Here is a 16,447-nt window from a genome sequence, read left to right on the forward strand (position 1 = left end):
TTCCCTGGAGCAAGCTACACTTTCAGCCTGCTCTAAGGGAGACTGAAATGAAATTGGGTTTTGCGTGTAAGTACTTCGATGCACAGGCTAAGCAGCCGTTTCCGTTTAAAATCACCACGCGTACGCGTTTCCTGAGTCTTGATCGCGAAGAACAAGCGCGTTTACTGTCGCAGCTGGCAACCAACAACCTCGAAAACCAATTCCTCACGCTGCAACAACTGGCGAAACTGCCGGATGCGATGCGCATGATGCGGATTGGCAGCGACCTGTTGCCGCTGTATACCGTACCAGAGGCCACCGCCATCTACAGCGAACTGATGCCCGACTTACAGCCGCTGCTGGGCCGCTGTGGCGAATTTGCCCGCGCTCACAACATTCGTCTCTCATTCCATCCTGGACAATATTCCGTACTCGCTTCGGATAATGAAGGGGTAGTGGATCGGGCAATTGAGGATGTGGAGTACCATGCGCTGTGTGCCGTGTTAATGGGGTATGGTCGCCAGTTTCAGGATTTCAAAATCAATATCCATATGAACGGCAAAAAAGGCATCGAGGGGTTTCGCGCGGCGTTTCAGCGTCTCTCTCCTGAAGCACGCAATATGCTGACGGTTGAAAATGATGAAATCTCTTGTTCGCTGGATGATGTATTACAGGCGCGCGATCTCTGTCCGGTGGTGCTGGATATTCACCATCACTGGGTGAAAGAGAATCAATTTATCAAAGCGGATGATGCGCGTATCCCGTTAATTATCGAATCGTGGCGCGGTGTGCGTCCGGTATTACACTATTCGATTGCGCAGGAAGGATTAATCCCAGAACATGGCTTCCCGGATCAGCACGATTTAACGGTGGCAAAAACCAAACTGCGTGCGCATTCTGACTACTACTTCAATCAGGATTTAAACGACTGGGCGCTGTCATTTACTGACTTCGACATTATGTGCGAAGTGAAAATGAAAAATCTGGCGGTCGAGCGCTTATACCGTTATGCGCTCGACCAGGGTGAGATTAAGGCGAGGTAATTACAATCGCCACACGGCGATTCTGCGCGCGGCCTTGTGCACTGTTATTGCTGGCAATCGGGGCGCTCATACCCAGGCCTCGGGTGGTGATGTTGGTTCGCGGTACATCAGCACCCAACGCCCATTGTGTTGCCACAGCATCAGCACGTTTCAGTGACAACTGCTGGTTATAATCCGCCTTGCCGTAATTATCCGTATGACCGTCAATGCGGACATGCTGAATGCCCGTCGCTGAGAGGTTTTTCGCCATATTGGCGATGTTGGCTTTACTGGTCGCGGTGAGTTCAGACTCATTTACCCCAAACAGGATTTTGTCCGATAAACCTAATCCCCAGCCTTCCATGTTTTCAGTAAAGCCCGCGCTTTGCATCGCTGCAATCTGTGCGGCGGTGAAACGACCTTTTGACTGACATCCCGCGCACACCAGAATACACAGCATCAGAAAGAGTTTGATTTTCATACCCGTACCTTACTTATCCCTTTATTTTTGTACATATGCATATCCGCACGTTCCAGAATTGATTGCACCGTATCGCCATGCTGCGACCAGGCGTAACCAATTGTGACCGAGGTGGTTATCGGTGTGCCTTCCGCGATCATAATCTTCTGCGCAATGGCTTCCCTGATCTCCTCTGTCAGCTGCAGCAGCTGTTTCTCAGTCGCGCGGCTGGTTATTAACATCGCAAACTCATCACCGCCGAGGCGCGCGACCATATCCTGTTTATAGGCCAGTGCAAGCAGGCGGGAACCGATGGCTTTCAGCACCTCATCGCCCGCCGCATGTCCCCAGTTATCATTGATGCTCTTGAATCGATCGCCATCCAGGAACAGCAACACAAAGCGCTCATGAGCGAATTGGTCATCAAGCAATCGGGTTAACTGCGTGACAAAGGCGGCGCGGTTGGCCAGTCCGGTGAGCGGATCTTCCAACGCTTTCGCCGCTAACGACCGGTTATCACGCAGTAACGAAGCCTGTAATGATTGCATCTCTGCGAGCAACGAGTTGAGATCGTCCGAAAACAGCTGAAACTCTTTGGTCGGGCTTTCGGGAATACGCAGCGAAAAATCACCCGAGCTGATGACGTAATGAATCGAGCTGGTGATATTGCGTAGCGTCTGCAAAATGCCCCGATGCAAGAATGCGCTCAGCATAAAGGCGACGATCAGCACACACAGCATACCGCTGGATAAAATCATCACTGAGTAACGGATAAAATCCGTCGCCCCTTTGACCGTACCCGCCAGCGTCAACGTCCCGACGACATTTTCCGCATGATTAATATTGACGCTCAGCGGGCGCGCGTAGATCCATTCGCGTAAGAAGTTCTCATACCAGCCATCCTGCTGCTGTTGATCTTGCCAGTTAACCAGCACCGTTTGGTCGTCCGTTACCAGTTTCGCCGTAGCAAACATGCCTTCATTGCCCAACATGGCAATTTTTTTGTGGGCGTCATAACTGTCTTCAAAGACGGTAGCAGCGGTCAGGCTGTTGCTCAACGTTGCGGCAATCAACTCCAGGTTGCGCTTCTCATAACGCTTGATGAAAAGTAACGAAGTGGAGGTCAGCAGCAACCAGCACAGCAACAAGATAACGGCGGAGTTGATGATGCTGATCTTGCGCAGCCTGATGCGGATAGATGATTTTTCATTTTTGATTTTTTCAAATTTCATCTTATTGGCTTCCTTTGCGCGACAGCAATAACACATCCGGACTCACGCGAACGCCACTGCGAGCCAGTGAATCAAGGTTTACGGCAAACATCGGATGATCGGCATTAAAAATAAGACAGAAAGCAGCTCCAATGGCGCAATCGGTATTATTTTCAGCCAGAGAGAGAACGGCGTGGCCTTTCTCCAGGCTGAGCAATTCGGTCTGTTGCTGCGGCGACTGATCGCCGAAATAGAGGGCATCACAGCGATTGCTGGCTAACTCGGTTTCACTGTTGAGATAGACCACGCTAAAGGGCAGCGCTGTCGCGGTGGCACTGGCAGGAAAATTGACGTGGCGCGCAGAATTGAACACACACAACTGTGGGGCGTCGTGCAACGCTGGCCAGCGGGTGAAGCTAATGATGCCGCTGACAATACGGTTGGCTTTGTCATCTTTCGTCGCGGGGTTTTGCGCCGCAGCGGCAGGCAGGGATAGCGGCAATATCAACAGTGCCAGCGAACCGATGCAGATCAGCGCGGCTTTAAGCTGAGCCAAAAGCAGAAATAAAACTTCACGAGGGTGAAGACGAGGTTCAAAACGTAACATGACGCTATTCCGCTGGATTCAACCCGCAAATAGTACCATCGGCATTTATAAAAGAGTACAGGTGTTCAATAGCGTAAAACGCGGACTATTTACTCTGGCAGGATAATCAGATCCAATCATTAATAGAGAAATTGAAGCAGTATTTATATAAACATGCCGGGCGAACTAACATCGCCCGGCAGTGAATCGCAAAGATTATTCACTTAAATCGCGGCCATTGCTGGCAATCACTTTTTTATACCACCAGAAAGATTTTTTGCGGGTGCGCGCCAGTGAGCCATTACCCTGGTCATCACGATCGACGTAAACAAAGCCATAGCGTTTGCTCATTTCGCCCGTTGAGGCTGCGACCAGATCAATGCATCCCCAGGTGGTGTAGCCCATCACCGGGATGCCATCGGCTATCGCTTCGCCCATTGCCTGAATGTGCTGCTTCAGGTAGCTGATACGGTAATCGTCATGAATCTCGCCGTTGGCATCGATTTCATCGCGCGCCCCCAGGCCGTTTTCCACCAAAAATAGCGGCTTTTGATAGCGGTCGTACATCATGTTCATGGTGATGCGCAGGCCTAAGGGATCGATGCCCCAGCCCCATGCGCTCCGGGGAATGTGCGGGTTGGTCAGCGATTTCACCACGTTCGCCGCACTGCTGTTTTTCTCGTTCATATCGGCTGAGGCACAGCGCGACGCGTAGTAGCTGAAGGAGACAAAATCCACGGTATGACGCAGGAGTTCTGCATCACCGTCCTGCCACTCAATCTCAATGCCTTTCTCGCGGAACACGCGTGCTGCGTAGGAAGGATAGGCACCGCGCGCCTGCACATCGATAAAGAACAGGTTCTCGCGATCTTTTTCCATCGCCGCCCAGACATCTTCAGGGTTACATGACCACGGATAGAAATTGCCGCCCGCCAGCATGCAGCCGACCTGATTTTCGGGGTCAATCTCGTGTGCAATTTTCGTCACCAGCGCACTGGCGACCAGTTCATGATGCGCCGCCTGGTATTTAACCTGTTCTCGATTATCCTCTGGTCCGAAGACCAGGCCAGCGCCAGAGAACGGGCTGTGCAGCAGAATGTTGATCTCGTTAAACGTCAGCCAATATTTCACCAGCCCGTTGAAAGCGTCAAAGCAGGTGCGGGCGTAGCGGGCGAAGAATTCAATCATCTTGCGGTTGCGCCATGAACCGTACTCGGTAACCAAATGCATCGGTACGTCAAAATGGCATAACGTCACCAGCGGCGTGATGCCATATTTTTGGCACTCTTCGAACAGGCTGCGATAGAAAGCGATACCTTCAGGATTTGGCGTTAACTCATCACCTTTCGGGTAGATGCGGCTCCAGGCGATGGACGTGCGAAACACCGTGAAGCCCATTTCCGCCATCAAGGCGATGTCATCTTTATAGCGACGATAAAAATCGATGGCATGGTGGCTCGGATAGTATTCATCATCACGCAAGGTGAAGCGCGGTTCCAGCCCGAGTTTGACCGGCATACGGTGTTCGCCATGCGGGATCATATCCACCGTGGTTAAGCCTTTACCGCCCGCCAGATAGCTCCCCTCCGACTGATTAGCGGCTAACGCGCCGCCCCATAAAAATCCCTCTGGAAATGTCACTTCAGACATAAAAAACCTCAGTTAATCAATTCACATTGACGGCTTTAGCAGGATCCACAACCGGTTTAGGCTGCGCTGTTTCACTCACCGGAATATCTTCAAAGCCAAGAATCAGGGTCAGAACAAATGAAAGCACCACCGACAACACCATCACGCCACCCACCCACACAATGCTCATCGGGTTGGCCGGATCAAAAAACTGTACGCTGGTAAACAAGCCGGGTGAGGCCATGGAGTGGCTGGCGAGCCCGCCGATGCCGGCTACCGCGCCACAGATAAATCCGCTGATCAGGCTGGCGATCAGTGGTCGTTTGAGTCGCACCGCAACACCATACAGCGCGGGTTCCGAGATCCCAGCCACGATCGCTGAAGCCGCTGCGGCAAAAGCGGTCTGACGCAATTCCGGATTCTTGGTTTTGAAGGCTACGGCCAGCGATGACCCGCCGAGTGACAGATTGGCGCCGATTTCAGAGGGCATCACCATGCCTTCTTTGCCCGTTTCCGCGATGGTCTGAATGATGGTCGGGGTGAAGACGCGGTGCATGCCGGTCATCACCAGCAGCGGCCATAACGCGCCCATAATCGCTACGGATAACCAGCCGAGATAGCCATGAATGGTGTAAACCAGCGCTGAAATACCGCTACCAATCCAGATGCCTAGCGGGCCAATCAGCACAATGGCAATCGGTGCGGCGATCAGCACAATCAGCATCGGTTTGAGGAAGTTTTTGGTGACCGCAGGGGTAAAGCGATCCACCCAGTATTCGATGTGCGACAGGATCCAGGTCATCACCAGCGCCGGGATGACGGTGTAGGTGTATTTCACCGCCGTCACCGGGATATAGGCGAACTCCACGACCTGGCCTTGTGCCGCTTTGGCCATCAAATCAATAAAGTTGGGATGCACCAGCACGCCGGCAATCGCAATCGCCAATGACATATTGGTTTTGAACTTCAGTGCCGCCGAGGCCGCCACCATTACCGGCAGGAAGAAAAAGGCACCGTCACCGATGACATTCAGGATCACCAGCGTAGACGAACCTTTCTCCAGTACACCGCCCATCTCCAGCACCATTGCTAGCAGCTTGACCATCGATCCCCCGATGATCGCCGGGATCAGTGGCGACATGGTGCCCACCAGCGCATCAAGAATGCCCGCGCCAATGCTGCGCAGAGTGATTTTGCGTTTCACTGGGGCGCTGTTATCGCTATTCGGTGTACCGAGTTTAAGCACTTCCTGATACGCGAGATTGACGTTATTGCCAATGATCACCTGGCATTGCGTATCGGTATGCACCACGCCCATCACGCCCGGAATCGCTTTCAGCGTGGCGTTATCGATCAGGGTAGTATCGCGTAGCACGAAACGCAGGCGCGTCATGCAGTGCGTGACGGCTTCAATATTGGTTAAGCCGCCGAGCGAAGCCACGATGGCGCGTGAAACGTCAGCATAATTTTTAGCCATGGATTGTAGGTCTCTGATTTTTTTGAGTAGGGGTACGTTTGCCCGCATATCTATTGCGAGTCATGAGAAACCGGTTTCACAAAATCATGAATATGAAATCATTACCAGGCAAGGAGTTTAAAATTTGATGTTTAAAAGTGTGATAGTGATCGATAACGAGGTGAGGAGCGGGCAAACATTACGGTGAAAAAATTCTCCGCATAATTCGCGACTTAGGTAAACTTCAGCGATACGAGCGTAAATCAGAGTGAAAAATGGCAACCATAGTTGAGGTGGCAAAGGTCGCAGGCGTATCGAAAGCCACGGTGTCACGTGTGCTGTCCGGCAACGGTTATGTCAGCGAAGAGAAGCGGGAATTGGTGTTTAAGGCTATCGCGGCAACCGGTTTTCGCCCCAATTTACTGGCGCGAAATCTGGCAACCAAGTCGAGCCAGACCATTGGTCTGGTGATCACCAATACCCTCTATTCCGGCAGCTATTTTACTGAGCTCATGCAGCATTCCGCCCGACTGATGGAGCAGCAGGGGCGACAACTGCTATTGGTGGATGGCAAACACAGTGCGGAAGAGGAGCGTGCTGCGATTCAATTTTTGCTCGATTTGCGCTGTGACGGCGTCATCATCTATCCGCGCTTTCTCACCATTGAAGAAATGGACGCTATCATCGATCAGCACTCGCATCCGATTCTGGTGATCAACCGTCGTCTGCGGCAACACGACAGCTACTGTATTTACGCCGATCAACAACGCACCAGCGCCGACGCCGTTGAAGCGTTAATCAAACTGGGGCATCGTGACATTGCCTTTATTACCGGCTCGCTCGATTCGCCCACCGGCCGTGAGCGCCTGGCCGGCTACCAATCGGCGCTGGCAAAGCACCAAATTCCCGTCCAGCAAGCGTTGATTATTGAAGGGAAGTGGCAGGCGCAAAACGGCATAGCGGCGGTTGAAACCTTGTTAAACCAGGGCAGTCCGTTTAGCGCACTGGTGGCCAGTAATGATGATATGGCGGTAGGAGCGTTAAAAGCGTTGGCATCGCACAACATTGCGGTTCCGGCTCAGGTCTCCGTGCTGGGATTTGATGATATTCCGCTGGCCCCCTTTACCGTTCCATCGCTCTCTAGCGTGAAAATGCCGGTGACCGAGATGATTCAGGAAACGCTTGCAAGGCTGATATCGATGCTCGACGGGGGCGAAATGCGCAATCGCCAGCGCTTCTCGGGTGAAGTGATGATGCGAGAATCCGTCGGGCCTGGGCCTTATGTCAGTGAAAACGTTGTTTGAATGACCCAAGTTGGTGTCGCAATCATTAACGCCACTACTTGAAATCTTTTATCAAGCCTCAATGCCTTTGCTAATCATTGGTATATTAACCATCCAAAATCAGAGGCGTTAAAAAGGGGGCGGTTGTATTTAGTGCATTCAATCGCATTCTATTTTGAATTGGAAAGTCCAAATTAAAGTGAGGTTTAATTGTATATTCTATTAGTTAAATGCATTCGGTGTATAATTTAATCAGAATAAGTCTTATTGTGAGTAAATAATTGTCAGTGCTAAGTTGAATTTACACATCCGGACATCTTTCCTGAGGGAATTATGCACGCACGCATCAAGCATCTTGACGGAATGCGCGGTCTTGCCATCTTAATGGTGATTGGTTACCACGCGTATGCACGTTGGCCAGAACTCTTGCCCTATGTAAACCTCACACAACATATTCCAGTTTTTTCTTTCGGCTGGCTTGGTGTTGAGTTGTTTTTCATGATCTCCGGCTTTGTCATATTTATGACGCTGGATAAGTCTGATAGCTATTTCAGCTTCCTGAAAAAACGCTGGCTGCGACTGTTTCCGGCAATGCTGATTGCCAGTTTGTTACTCTATGCTGTGGGTGGGTTTTTCCCGGAATGGTCAGCTATGACACCCTATGTCAGGAATCTGCTACCTGGGCTGATCTTCACTAATCCTGAAACGTTGACACAAATAACCGGTATTGAATTTAATTCGATGGCGGGTTCATTTTGGTCGCTGTACGTTGAAGCGGTATTCTATCTGATTATTGGTGGCATCTATTTTACACTGGGACGGAAATATTGCTTGCCGGGCTTGCTGGTGCCCATGTTACTGCTGTCCGCCTCCTCGGTATTAAAATCTTTAGGTCATCCCATTTTCATTGATGTTATTGCTAAGTTTGGTTTTATTCACTACGCGTGGTTTATGATCGGCTGCCTGGTGTATGAAAGAATGCATGGCCGTGACAAAGTGCTTCATTATGCGATTGTGGCTTTTGCCATGCTGATTAATTTCAGCTATTACGTCAAGAATGCCGGGGTGCTGACGGTGATCCCGCTGCTGATAGTGATGTTGTTCTTCATTGCCAGTTTTTATTCTAAACAGCTTGAGCGTCTGTTATCACTTCGATTCTTCACCGCGATAGGTTTTGCCAGTTACGCGTTTTATCTGATACACGAAAACCTCATGATTGCCATGCTGATAAAACTCAACGTGCACATTAAAAGTGAGATGATCATGTTGCTCATGCCAATAGTGGTCGCCACCGGGCTGTATTATCTGGCCTGGTTTATCACCAAATATCTTGAACCGGCGTTGAGAAATATGTTGAAGGGCAAGCGGACACCGGCACCAGAGGTGGGGTAATAAAATGGGTGCGGTGTTAATCCCGCACCCGATGCTTCACGTTACAAACCAAACCCGTAACGCAGCGCAGTATACGCCACCATGCCAGCCAGCACGGTGGCAAACAAACCGCGCGTCACGATGCCGGTGATCGCCGCAATCAGCGCTGCCAGTAACGATAAACTCAAACCTGAAGCGGTTAACGCCGGCTTTTCGATCAACTCGGCCGTGACAATGGCCGCCATAATGCCCGCCGGGATAAAGCTCAGCCACTGTTGCGCCAGCGGGGCGAGTCGGAAGCGGGAAAGCAGCAGAATCGGGCCAACGCGCATCACCGCTGTGATCAGCGCGGCAACCACAATGGTCATCAGGACATTACGCTCCATGTTATTTCCCCTCCTTGTATTTCATGCGTAACAGCAGCGTGGCCAGACTGGCGGCCATTGAGGCGGCGATTATCACCACTACGCTGAGATCCAGATGTCCCGCAGAAAAATAGGTCACCAGCACCGCAACCACAATCGCCAGCGTCTCCAGCCATTTGCGGCGGCTGGCAAACCACGTCATTAGAATCAGCCCGATAAACATCGATACCAGACTAAAACTCAATCCGGCCATCAGCGATTCAGGGACGGCAGATGCGGCATAAGCGCCAATCACACAGGCAATAATCCAGTTCAGCCAGGCGGGCAGGTTAAGACCAAACATCCAGGCAAAGGCGATTTTGCCGTGCTGGCTGCCGTGCTGTACCGCGACGCCGAAGGTCTCATCGGTGAGCAGCAGGCCGCTGACGACTTTCTGCCAGCCACTTTGGCCACGGAAGAACACGCTAATCGCTGAACTCATCAGCAAGTAGCGCAGATTAACCAGCATCACACTCAGCACCACCGAGGTCATTTCCGCGCCTGCTGCCCATAGCGAATAAAATAAGAACTGCGCCGAACCGGTGTAGAGCAGCGTCGCCAGCAGCGCGGTTTGCAATACGGAGAAACCGGCCAGCGTGCCAATGGCACCCGCAGCAAAACCGATGCTCAGGTAACCGGGCACGGTAGGTAAACAGGCGATAAAACCCGCGCGAAAACTCAGTGGATCGCTGTGTTTCGGCAGGGTGTGACTATTCAACGACATGACAATTTTCCAAAACCTTCTCAACAGATGCACCAATTTTAAGCCACGATGCGCAAGGCTATAGTAAAATCCTGCTCCTGGAGTACATCAGCGAAGGATTTGTGATGCAGGAAAAACGTGATGACATCAAATTGTGGCGTGACCGTGGTATGCACGGCGGTATGGAAATCCTGCGTGCACGCTGCTACGAGCACAGTTATCCGCCACACTTCCACAACGAGTTCGTGATCGCGGCGTTTGCCCGAGGGGCACAACGTACCCGCATTTGCCGTCAACAGGGGATTGCCGCCGCTGGCACGGTGATGGTGATTCTGCCGGGGGAGGTGCACACCGGTGAAGCGGTCCAGCGTGAGGAAGGATGGGATTACTGCGCGTTTTATCCTTCCGCCACACTGGTCAATGAAATTGCGGAGTCACAGATCGGCGGCAAAGGTGAACTCAATTTTGGTGCGGAAGGGATGCGTTACGATCCGCAGCTGGCGCAGCAGATGTTGCAGGCTTCCGCCGTGATGCAAGAAAGTCCGGACGCAGTGGAAAAAGAGTGTGCGCTGTTTCAGGTGCTGAGCGCGTTAATCCGTCAACACGGCGAACGCACGTTAAAAGGCGGTGAGCGGCATGCGTTACGCGCCGATATTCGGCAGGCAATCGATTTTCTGCACAGCGATTACCATCAGCCGCTGGCGGTTAGTGAAATCGCCGCCGTCGCCGGGCTAAGCGAATACCATTTTATGCGCACCTTTCAGAAGCTGACTGGCTTGTCGGTACATCAATACCTCACGCAGATTCGCCTGATGCGGGCAAAACGACTGCTGTCACAAGGCTTCGATGCCGCGCACACCGCCAGTGAAGTGGGCTTCTTCGACCAGAGCCACTTCATCAAGAAATTCCGCGCCCATTTTGGCGTTACACCGGGTGCATTTGCGGCGGCATCGCAATGATGGAGCGAGGATCTTGCCATGACTTCCCGTAACAAACCCATTGAACAGGCGACGCCGCTGTCGGTCGGTTTCGTCCTGCTGAACCGCTTTACGCTGCTGCCGTTTGCGGCTTTTGTGGATTGCCTGCGTCTCGCCGCCGATGAAGGCGATCGCAGCCGTCAGCTGCGCTGTAGCTGGACGTTCATGTCCAGCTCTGGCAATGAAGCGACTTCAAGCTGTGGCGCGGTGATCTCGCCCTGTGAAGCCCTCAAGAACCCAGAACATTTTGACTACATCGTGGTGATTGGCGGGGTTCAGGATGAGAAGGACAAAACCGATCATCGCGCGCTGGATGATATTCGCCTTGCCGCGCAGTTTGGCACGCCATTGGTCGGCTTATGTACCGGTGTCTTTGCATTGATTCAGGCTGGCGTGATGAAAGGCCAATCATCAGCCAAAAAGTTGAAGTGGTGAGTCATGCCGATTCTCTGCCACAGAAGGGGAGTTTAGGTTTGCCCAACTGCAAAATCAAAGGAATAGAAACATGACGAACGCCCTGTGTCAGGCGCTTCAGCTGCAATACCCGCTTATTCAGGCACCGATGGCGGGCGTCTCCACCCCTGAAATGGCCGCCGCCGTCACCAATGCCGGTGCGCTAGGTTCTATCGGTGTGGGGGCCTCCACTCCCGAACAGGCAGCTGTGATGATCGCGCAAACGCAGGCGCTCACCCGAGGCTCCATCAACGTTAATTTCTTCTGCCATGCGCCAGGGGTACGCGACGTTGAACGCGAGCAGGCGTGGATTAATCGCTTTGCGCCGTTGTTTGCGCGTTATGAAGCCGAGTTACCTTCGACTCTCTCGGAGATCTATCAAACCTTCCTGAATAATGACGCGATGCTCAACGTGATTGAGCAGGCGGCGCCGGCAGCAGTGAGCTTTCATTTTGGCATCCCTTCTGCGGCAGTGATTCAACGACTCAAGGAGCGTGGGATCGTGTTGCTGGCCACCGCGACCAGTGTGGCAGAAGCATTGACCATCGCGCGCAGCGGCATTGATTTCATCGTGGCGCAGGGGATTGAAGCAGGCGGGCATCGCGGGCATTTTGATCCTCAGGCTTTCGACCATCAAATGTCGACCTTCACCCTGGTGCAGGCGATCCGTCAGCAAACTGCGCATCCGGTGATTGCCGCGGGTGGCATCATGGAGGGTTCAGGTATCGCTGCCATGTTGCAACTGGGCGCAACCGGTGTGCAGTTGGGTACCGCCTTTGTGTTATGCCCGGAATCGGCGGCAAACGCGGCTTATCGCGCGGCAATGAAACAGGCCAGTGCAACCGGCACCGAACTTACCGCTGCGATTTCTGGACGTCAGGCGCGCTGTTTACGCAATGATTTCTGCGATTTTAGTCGTGACTTCGCCACCAGTGATGTACCGGATTATCCGTTGACCTATTCGCTGGGCAAAGCGCTGGCCGCAGCGGCTGCGGCGAAACAGCACCACGGCTTTGGCGCGCAGTGGGCTGGGCAGGGTGCAGCACTGGCGCGGGAAATGCCTGCGGGTGAGCTGGTGTCATTGTTGATGAATAAGTGGCAAAGCTAACGAAAACTATCTGCCATTCATGGCAGATAGCCATTGATTCACTGGATTAGGATTTTCAAAACCAACACCTCGGTTAATGCTGTTTTGTCTGCTGCGCGTCGCGCGGTATACCTTGCGGGACATCCATCCATCTCCGCAGGCAGACATGAGCACACATACACGCATCCGCAAATTCAACACCAAAGAAACGTACCCTAACCAAAACCTCGACAACGATCTTTGCCAGGCTGTGCGTGCCGGGAATACCGTTTACGTACGCGGTCAGATTGGCACTGACTTCGAGGGCAATCTGATTGGGCTTGGCGATCCGGCTGCACAGGCCGATCAGGCGATGAAAAACGTCAAGCAGCTGCTGGAAGAGGCGGGCAGCGACCTGTCACACATCGTCAAAACCACCACCTATATTATTGACCCGCGTTATCGTGAGCCGGTTTATCAGGTCGTGGGTAAATGGCTGAAGGGTGTGTATCCGATCTCAACCGGACTGGTGATTTCAGGGCTGGGTCAGCCGCAGTGGCTGATGGAAATTGATGTAATCGCGGTTATCCCGGACGACTGGCAGCCACAAGCAGGAGCCTGATCATGACGTTATCAATTGTAGGACGCTGTGCCGAGACCGGTCAGATGGGTATCGCCATTAGCTCATCCAGTATTGCCGTCGGCGCGCGCTGCCCTTGGTTACGCACCCAGGTGGGCGCCGTTTCCACACAGAACATCACCTTACCGGCGCTGGGCCCGCGCATTCTTGACCAGTTGCAGCAGGGAAAATCTGCTCAGGCCGCCTTAGCCGCCGGGCTGGCGTCTGACGAATATCATCAATATCGCCAGGTCACCGTGCTGGCGGCTGATGGGCAAAGTGCCTGCTTCAGCGGAGAAAAAACCTTGGGAGTGAACCATGCGTTGAGTGGTGTGGATTGCGTGGCGGCAGGAAATTTACTCGCCAATCCCGAGGTAATCGTCGCGATGGTAAACGCCTTTGAGCGGAGCGAGGGGCACCTCGCCGATCGCCTGATCTGTGCCATGCAGGCAGGTATGAAGGCGGGAGGTGAGGCCGGGCCAGTACATTCGGCTGCGCTGTCGATAATAGCTGAACCAGCCTGGCCTATTGTTGATCTGCGCGTTGACTGGACCGAGGCCGATCCCATTGAGGAGCTCAACACCCTGTGGCAGGCCTATCAGCCTCAGATGCAGGATTACGTGATCCGCGCATTGGATCCCACCAAAGCCCCCAGCTATGGCGTACCCGGCGACGAGTGATGCAAGGAGCTTCTATGGTGACCAGCCGTACGTTACTGGCTCAGTTGGTGGCCTTTGATACCACCAGCCGTGAGTCCAATCTGGCGCTGATCGATTTTGTCTGGCGCTATCTGACCGATCTGGGTGTGAACTGCGAACTGATTCATAACGCTGAGCGCAGCAAAGCCAATCTGTATGCGAGGCTCGGTCCCGCAGGCAAGGGCGGCGTGATGCTCTCAGGGCACAGCGATGTGGTGCCTGTAGATGGGCAAGCGTGGAGCGTTCCGCCTTTTGCGCTGACCGAGCATGACGGCAAACTCTACGGGCGCGGCACCGCGGATATGAAGGGATTTATCGCCTGTATGCTGTCGGCCGTACCGCATTTTCTGGCACAACCTCTCACTCAGCCGCTGCATCTGGCGATCTCTTATGACGAAGAAGTGGGTTGCCTCGGCGTCAGAACCTTGCTGGATGCGTTAGCGCAGCGCCCGGAAAAGCCGGACATTTGCCTCATCGGCGAACCCACCGAGCTGCAACCGGTTTTAGGCCACAAAGGCAAACTGGGCATGCGATGTGAAGTGCAGGGCGCGGCGTGCCACTCTGCTTATGCGCCACAAGGCGTGAATGCTATCGAGTACGCAGCGAAATTGATTCATCGACTAACCGAGATGGGTGAGCGACTGGCTGCTGCGGAAAATCAGGATGCGCGTTTTGATCCGCCTTATACCACCGTGCAAACCGGCGTGATTCAGGGCGGGCGGGCGCTGAATATTGTGCCTGCAGAATGTAGTTTTGATTTTGAAGTTCGCACCTTACCCAAAGATGATGCGCAACAGGTAGCCGACGAACTGGAGCGTTACGCACAGCGCGACCTGTTGCCCCGGATGCAGGCCGTCAATCGCGACACGTCGATTCGTTTCACATCTATCAGTGGCTATCCCGGTTTATATACTGACGCGGAGAGTCCCGCAGCGCGTTTGATTGCGCACCTAACCGGTACCGACAGCTTTAGCACGGTGGCCTTTGGCACCGAGGGCGGCTTGTTCCATCAGGCTGGTATCCCATGTGTGATCTGCGGTCCTGGCAGTATGGCGCAAGGGCACAAACCCGATGAGTTTATCAGCCTGGAACAGCTGACCGCCTGCGATGCCATGTTGCGGCGGTTAGCGGAGTGGATGTGTCTATAAAGTGACACTGTCACTCATTGCGCAGGCTTATTGAGCCGCACCCTTCAGTTATCTCGTTCTTGTTTTCATCAATCACACACCAGGCTGAAGGGCGCGGTTATCAGGCCGCGCCCAGCCAATTTGCCTGCTTTAACTTTTCCAAACACCAGCTTCAGGAAGCACTAACCGCATGATGCACGCATTCACCGTATGCTGGTGGTAAGCAAAGATAGCCCGTTTCTGGAGAGTCCATGGTCAGTGCAGAAGTCACCCCGTTCCCGCAGCCCGACGTGCTGCATCCTGTAGCCAATAAAGCCAACGTTGCCGTGCAACTGGATGGCGTACTTAAACGCTTTGGCGATGCCATAGCGCTACACAAAATTTCGTTAACCATCGAAGAGGGTGAGTTTATTACGCTGCTCGGCCCATCAGGCTGTGGCAAAACCACACTGCTAAACCTGATGGCAGGCTTTGCCGAAGCAGATGGCGGCGAGATCTTTATTGATGGCGATCTGGTCACCGAGATCCCTCCTTACCAGCGTGAAATCGGTATCGTCTTCCAGAACTACGCACTGTTCCCGCATATGACCGTGGAGAAGAATGTTGGTTATGGTTTGCGTATGCGCGGTGTACCCAAGGCGGAAATCGCTGAGCGTGTAGAACAGGCATTAGCGCTGGTTAAACTGGCGGGCTACGGTCAGCGTAAGCCGCGTGAACTTTCTGGTGGGCAGCAGCAGCGTGTTGCCCTGGCGCGCGCTCTGGTGATTCGCCCGAAAGTGCTGCTGCTGGATGAGCCGTTTTCCGCACTCGATAAAAATCTGCGTTTATCGATGCAGGTCGAGTTAAAAGCTATTCAGCGCAAACTCGGCGTCACCACGGTATTTGTCACCCACGATCAGGGCGAAGCGCTGAGCATGAGTGACCGGGTAGTGGTGATGTCTGCTGGACACGTTCGCCAGATTGGTACCCCGGATGACATCTATCGCCGTCCGCAGGATCCTTTTGTCGCGGGATTTGTCGGCGATGTGAATATCTTGCCAGGCCACTACGCTGGCCGCGACAGCACCGCCGTTATAGAGCTAGGTGGCAATAAACTGCGTCTTCCGTCAGAGCGAGTAAATGCCCATGTGGGCGAACGTCTTGATGTCTACATGCGCCCAGAAAACCTGCAACTGGCACCGTTGAGCCCCCACTCCCTGTTCAGTGCCACGGTGATTACCCATGTTTTCCAGGGTGATCATGTGGATGTACATCTTGATGCGCCAGCACTGGGCAGCGCGGCATTATTTGCGCGCCAATCGGGACTCGAATCCCTGACGCGCTGGCCGGTAGGCAGTGTGGTGGGCGTGAGCGTTGATGATGAAGGTGTTTGTGCGTTTAGCGCGGCGAAGCAAGGATAATCG

General features: G+C 53.3%; 17 protein-coding genes. 10 read left to right on the forward strand and 7 right to left on the reverse strand.

What is annotated here, in order from left to right; genetic code table 11:
* The first annotated feature begins 47 nt into the window (after positions 1–47).
* Positions 48–1,022, forward strand: coding sequence for a UV DNA damage repair endonuclease UvsE (gene uvsE, locus QMZ65_RS07645; RefSeq protein WP_097119129.1), 975 nt, complete (start codon positions 48–50; stop codon positions 1,020–1,022).
* Here the strand turns inward: uvsE and yfiB are convergent.
* From yfiB to ascF, 5 genes are all read right to left on the reverse strand, one after another.
* Positions 1,009–1,482 (reverse strand): outer membrane lipoprotein YfiB, encoded by a 474-nt coding sequence (yfiB, locus tag QMZ65_RS07650; protein WP_097119130.1) that lies wholly within the window; start codon positions 1,480–1,482, stop codon positions 1,009–1,011. The genes uvsE and yfiB overlap by 14 nt on opposite strands.
* On the reverse strand, positions 1,479–2,693 hold the full coding sequence (gene dgcN, locus QMZ65_RS07655; RefSeq protein WP_283215726.1) for a diguanylate cyclase DgcN/YfiN: 1,215 nt from the start codon (positions 2,691–2,693) through the stop codon (positions 1,479–1,481). The genes yfiB and dgcN overlap by 4 nt, the downstream gene beginning before the upstream one ends.
* Before the next feature lies 1 nt (position 2,694).
* Positions 2,695–3,279 carry a regulatory sequestration protein YfiR gene (gene yfiR, locus QMZ65_RS07660; RefSeq protein ID WP_097119131.1) on the reverse strand — a complete coding sequence of 195 codons (585 nt, stop codon included), beginning with the start codon at positions 3,277–3,279 and terminating at the stop codon, positions 2,695–2,697.
* Positions 3,280–3,474: 195 nt separating this feature from the next.
* Entirely contained in the window at positions 3,475–4,908 is a 1,434-nt protein-coding gene (locus QMZ65_RS07665; protein ID WP_283215727.1) for a 6-phospho-beta-glucosidase, read from the reverse strand.
* A 16-nt stretch (positions 4,909–4,924) separates the two neighbouring features.
* A complete protein-coding gene (ascF, locus tag QMZ65_RS07670; RefSeq protein WP_160833891.1) occupies positions 4,925–6,364 on the reverse strand; it encodes a PTS cellobiose/arbutin/salicin transporter subunit IIBC in 1,440 nt (479 codons plus the stop codon).
* A gap of 254 nt (positions 6,365–6,618) precedes the next feature.
* Between ascF and QMZ65_RS07675 the strand changes: the two genes are divergently transcribed.
* Both QMZ65_RS07675 and QMZ65_RS07680 read left to right on the forward strand, forming a co-directional pair.
* Complete coding sequence (locus QMZ65_RS07675) at positions 6,619–7,647, forward strand: LacI family DNA-binding transcriptional regulator (RefSeq protein ID WP_283215728.1); 1,029 nt, start codon at positions 6,619–6,621, stop codon at positions 7,645–7,647.
* Positions 7,648–7,959: 312 nt separating this feature from the next.
* Positions 7,960–9,018 carry an acyltransferase family protein gene (locus QMZ65_RS07680; RefSeq protein ID WP_283215729.1) on the forward strand — a complete coding sequence of 353 codons (1,059 nt, stop codon included), beginning with the start codon at positions 7,960–7,962 and terminating at the stop codon, positions 9,016–9,018.
* A gap of 41 nt (positions 9,019–9,059) precedes the next feature.
* Here QMZ65_RS07680 and QMZ65_RS07685 read toward each other — a convergent pair whose 3' ends face one another.
* Together QMZ65_RS07685 and QMZ65_RS07690 are read right to left on the reverse strand one after the other, a co-directional pair.
* Complete coding sequence (locus QMZ65_RS07685) at positions 9,060–9,383, reverse strand: AzlD domain-containing protein (RefSeq protein WP_034824025.1); 324 nt, start codon at positions 9,381–9,383, stop codon at positions 9,060–9,062.
* A 1-nt stretch (position 9,384) separates the two neighbouring features.
* The gene (locus QMZ65_RS07690) at positions 9,385–10,125 is read right to left on the reverse strand and encodes an AzlC family ABC transporter permease (protein WP_097119136.1); all 741 of its coding nucleotides are present in this window, start codon (positions 10,123–10,125) and stop codon (positions 9,385–9,387) included.
* A 104-nt stretch (positions 10,126–10,229) separates the two neighbouring features.
* Between QMZ65_RS07690 and QMZ65_RS07695 the strand changes: the two genes are divergently transcribed.
* The 7 genes from QMZ65_RS07695 (at position 10,230) to QMZ65_RS07725 (ending at position 16,444) form a co-directional block, all read left to right on the forward strand.
* Positions 10,230–11,063 carry a helix-turn-helix transcriptional regulator gene (locus QMZ65_RS07695; RefSeq protein WP_283215730.1) on the forward strand — a complete coding sequence of 278 codons (834 nt, stop codon included), beginning with the start codon at positions 10,230–10,232 and terminating at the stop codon, positions 11,061–11,063.
* Between the two features lie 18 nt (positions 11,064–11,081).
* Positions 11,082–11,516, forward strand: coding sequence for a DJ-1/PfpI family protein (locus QMZ65_RS07700; RefSeq protein WP_283215731.1), 435 nt, complete (start codon positions 11,082–11,084; stop codon positions 11,514–11,516).
* A 70-nt stretch (positions 11,517–11,586) separates the two neighbouring features.
* A complete protein-coding gene (locus tag QMZ65_RS07705; RefSeq protein ID WP_283215732.1) occupies positions 11,587–12,642 on the forward strand; it encodes an NAD(P)H-dependent flavin oxidoreductase in 1,056 nt (351 codons plus the stop codon).
* Positions 12,643–12,787: 145 nt separating this feature from the next.
* A complete protein-coding gene (locus QMZ65_RS07710) occupies positions 12,788–13,222 on the forward strand; it encodes a RidA family protein (protein WP_045815588.1) in 435 nt (144 codons plus the stop codon).
* 2 nt (positions 13,223–13,224) lie between these two features.
* Positions 13,225–13,899 carry a DUF1028 domain-containing protein gene (locus QMZ65_RS07715; RefSeq protein ID WP_097119139.1) on the forward strand — a complete coding sequence of 225 codons (675 nt, stop codon included), beginning with the start codon at positions 13,225–13,227 and terminating at the stop codon, positions 13,897–13,899.
* 14 nt (positions 13,900–13,913) lie between these two features.
* Entirely contained in the window at positions 13,914–15,065 is a 1,152-nt protein-coding gene (gene argE / locus QMZ65_RS07720; RefSeq protein WP_097119140.1) for an acetylornithine deacetylase, read from the forward strand.
* Between the two features lie 230 nt (positions 15,066–15,295).
* Complete coding sequence (locus QMZ65_RS07725) at positions 15,296–16,444, forward strand: ABC transporter ATP-binding protein (protein ID WP_097119141.1); 1,149 nt, start codon at positions 15,296–15,298, stop codon at positions 16,442–16,444.
* Positions 16,445–16,447 lie beyond the last annotated feature (3 nt).

This window comes from Pantoea sp. EABMAA-21, from assembly GCF_030053335.1.
Taxonomy (GTDB): domain Bacteria; phylum Pseudomonadota; class Gammaproteobacteria; order Enterobacterales; family Enterobacteriaceae; genus Pantoea; species Pantoea communis.

Coding starts and splice junctions, on each gene's coding strand:
- QMZ65_RS07685 (WP_034824025.1), bottom strand. CDS start 9,383: ATGGAGCGTAATGTCCTGATGACCATTGTGGTTGCCGCGCTGATCACA.
- QMZ65_RS07680 (WP_283215729.1), top strand. CDS start 7,960: ATGCACGCACGCATCAAGCATCTTGACGGAATGCGCGGTCTTGCCATC.
- yfiR (WP_097119131.1), bottom strand. CDS start 3,279: ATGTTACGTTTTGAACCTCGTCTTCACCCTCGTGAAGTTTTATTTCTG.
- uvsE (WP_097119129.1), top strand. CDS start 48: ATGAAATTGGGTTTTGCGTGTAAGTACTTCGATGCACAGGCTAAGCAG.
- QMZ65_RS07695 (WP_283215730.1), top strand. CDS start 10,230: ATGCAGGAAAAACGTGATGACATCAAATTGTGGCGTGACCGTGGTATG.
- yfiB (WP_097119130.1), bottom strand. CDS start 1,482: ATGAAAATCAAACTCTTTCTGATGCTGTGTATTCTGGTGTGCGCGGGA.
- argE (WP_097119140.1), top strand. CDS start 13,914: ATGGTGACCAGCCGTACGTTACTGGCTCAGTTGGTGGCCTTTGATACC.
- QMZ65_RS07725 (WP_097119141.1), top strand. CDS start 15,296: ATGGTCAGTGCAGAAGTCACCCCGTTCCCGCAGCCCGACGTGCTGCAT.
- ascF (WP_160833891.1), bottom strand. CDS start 6,364: ATGGCTAAAAATTATGCTGACGTTTCACGCGCCATCGTGGCTTCGCTC.
- QMZ65_RS07665 (WP_283215727.1), bottom strand. CDS start 4,908: ATGTCTGAAGTGACATTTCCAGAGGGATTTTTATGGGGCGGCGCGTTA.
- QMZ65_RS07705 (WP_283215732.1), top strand. CDS start 11,587: ATGACGAACGCCCTGTGTCAGGCGCTTCAGCTGCAATACCCGCTTATT.
- QMZ65_RS07715 (WP_097119139.1), top strand. CDS start 13,225: ATGACGTTATCAATTGTAGGACGCTGTGCCGAGACCGGTCAGATGGGT.
- QMZ65_RS07675 (WP_283215728.1), top strand. CDS start 6,619: ATGGCAACCATAGTTGAGGTGGCAAAGGTCGCAGGCGTATCGAAAGCC.
- dgcN (WP_283215726.1), bottom strand. CDS start 2,693: ATGAAATTTGAAAAAATCAAAAATGAAAAATCATCTATCCGCATCAGG.
- QMZ65_RS07700 (WP_283215731.1), top strand. CDS start 11,082: ATGACTTCCCGTAACAAACCCATTGAACAGGCGACGCCGCTGTCGGTC.
- QMZ65_RS07710 (WP_045815588.1), top strand. CDS start 12,788: ATGAGCACACATACACGCATCCGCAAATTCAACACCAAAGAAACGTAC.
- QMZ65_RS07690 (WP_097119136.1), bottom strand. CDS start 10,125: ATGTCGTTGAATAGTCACACCCTGCCGAAACACAGCGATCCACTGAGT.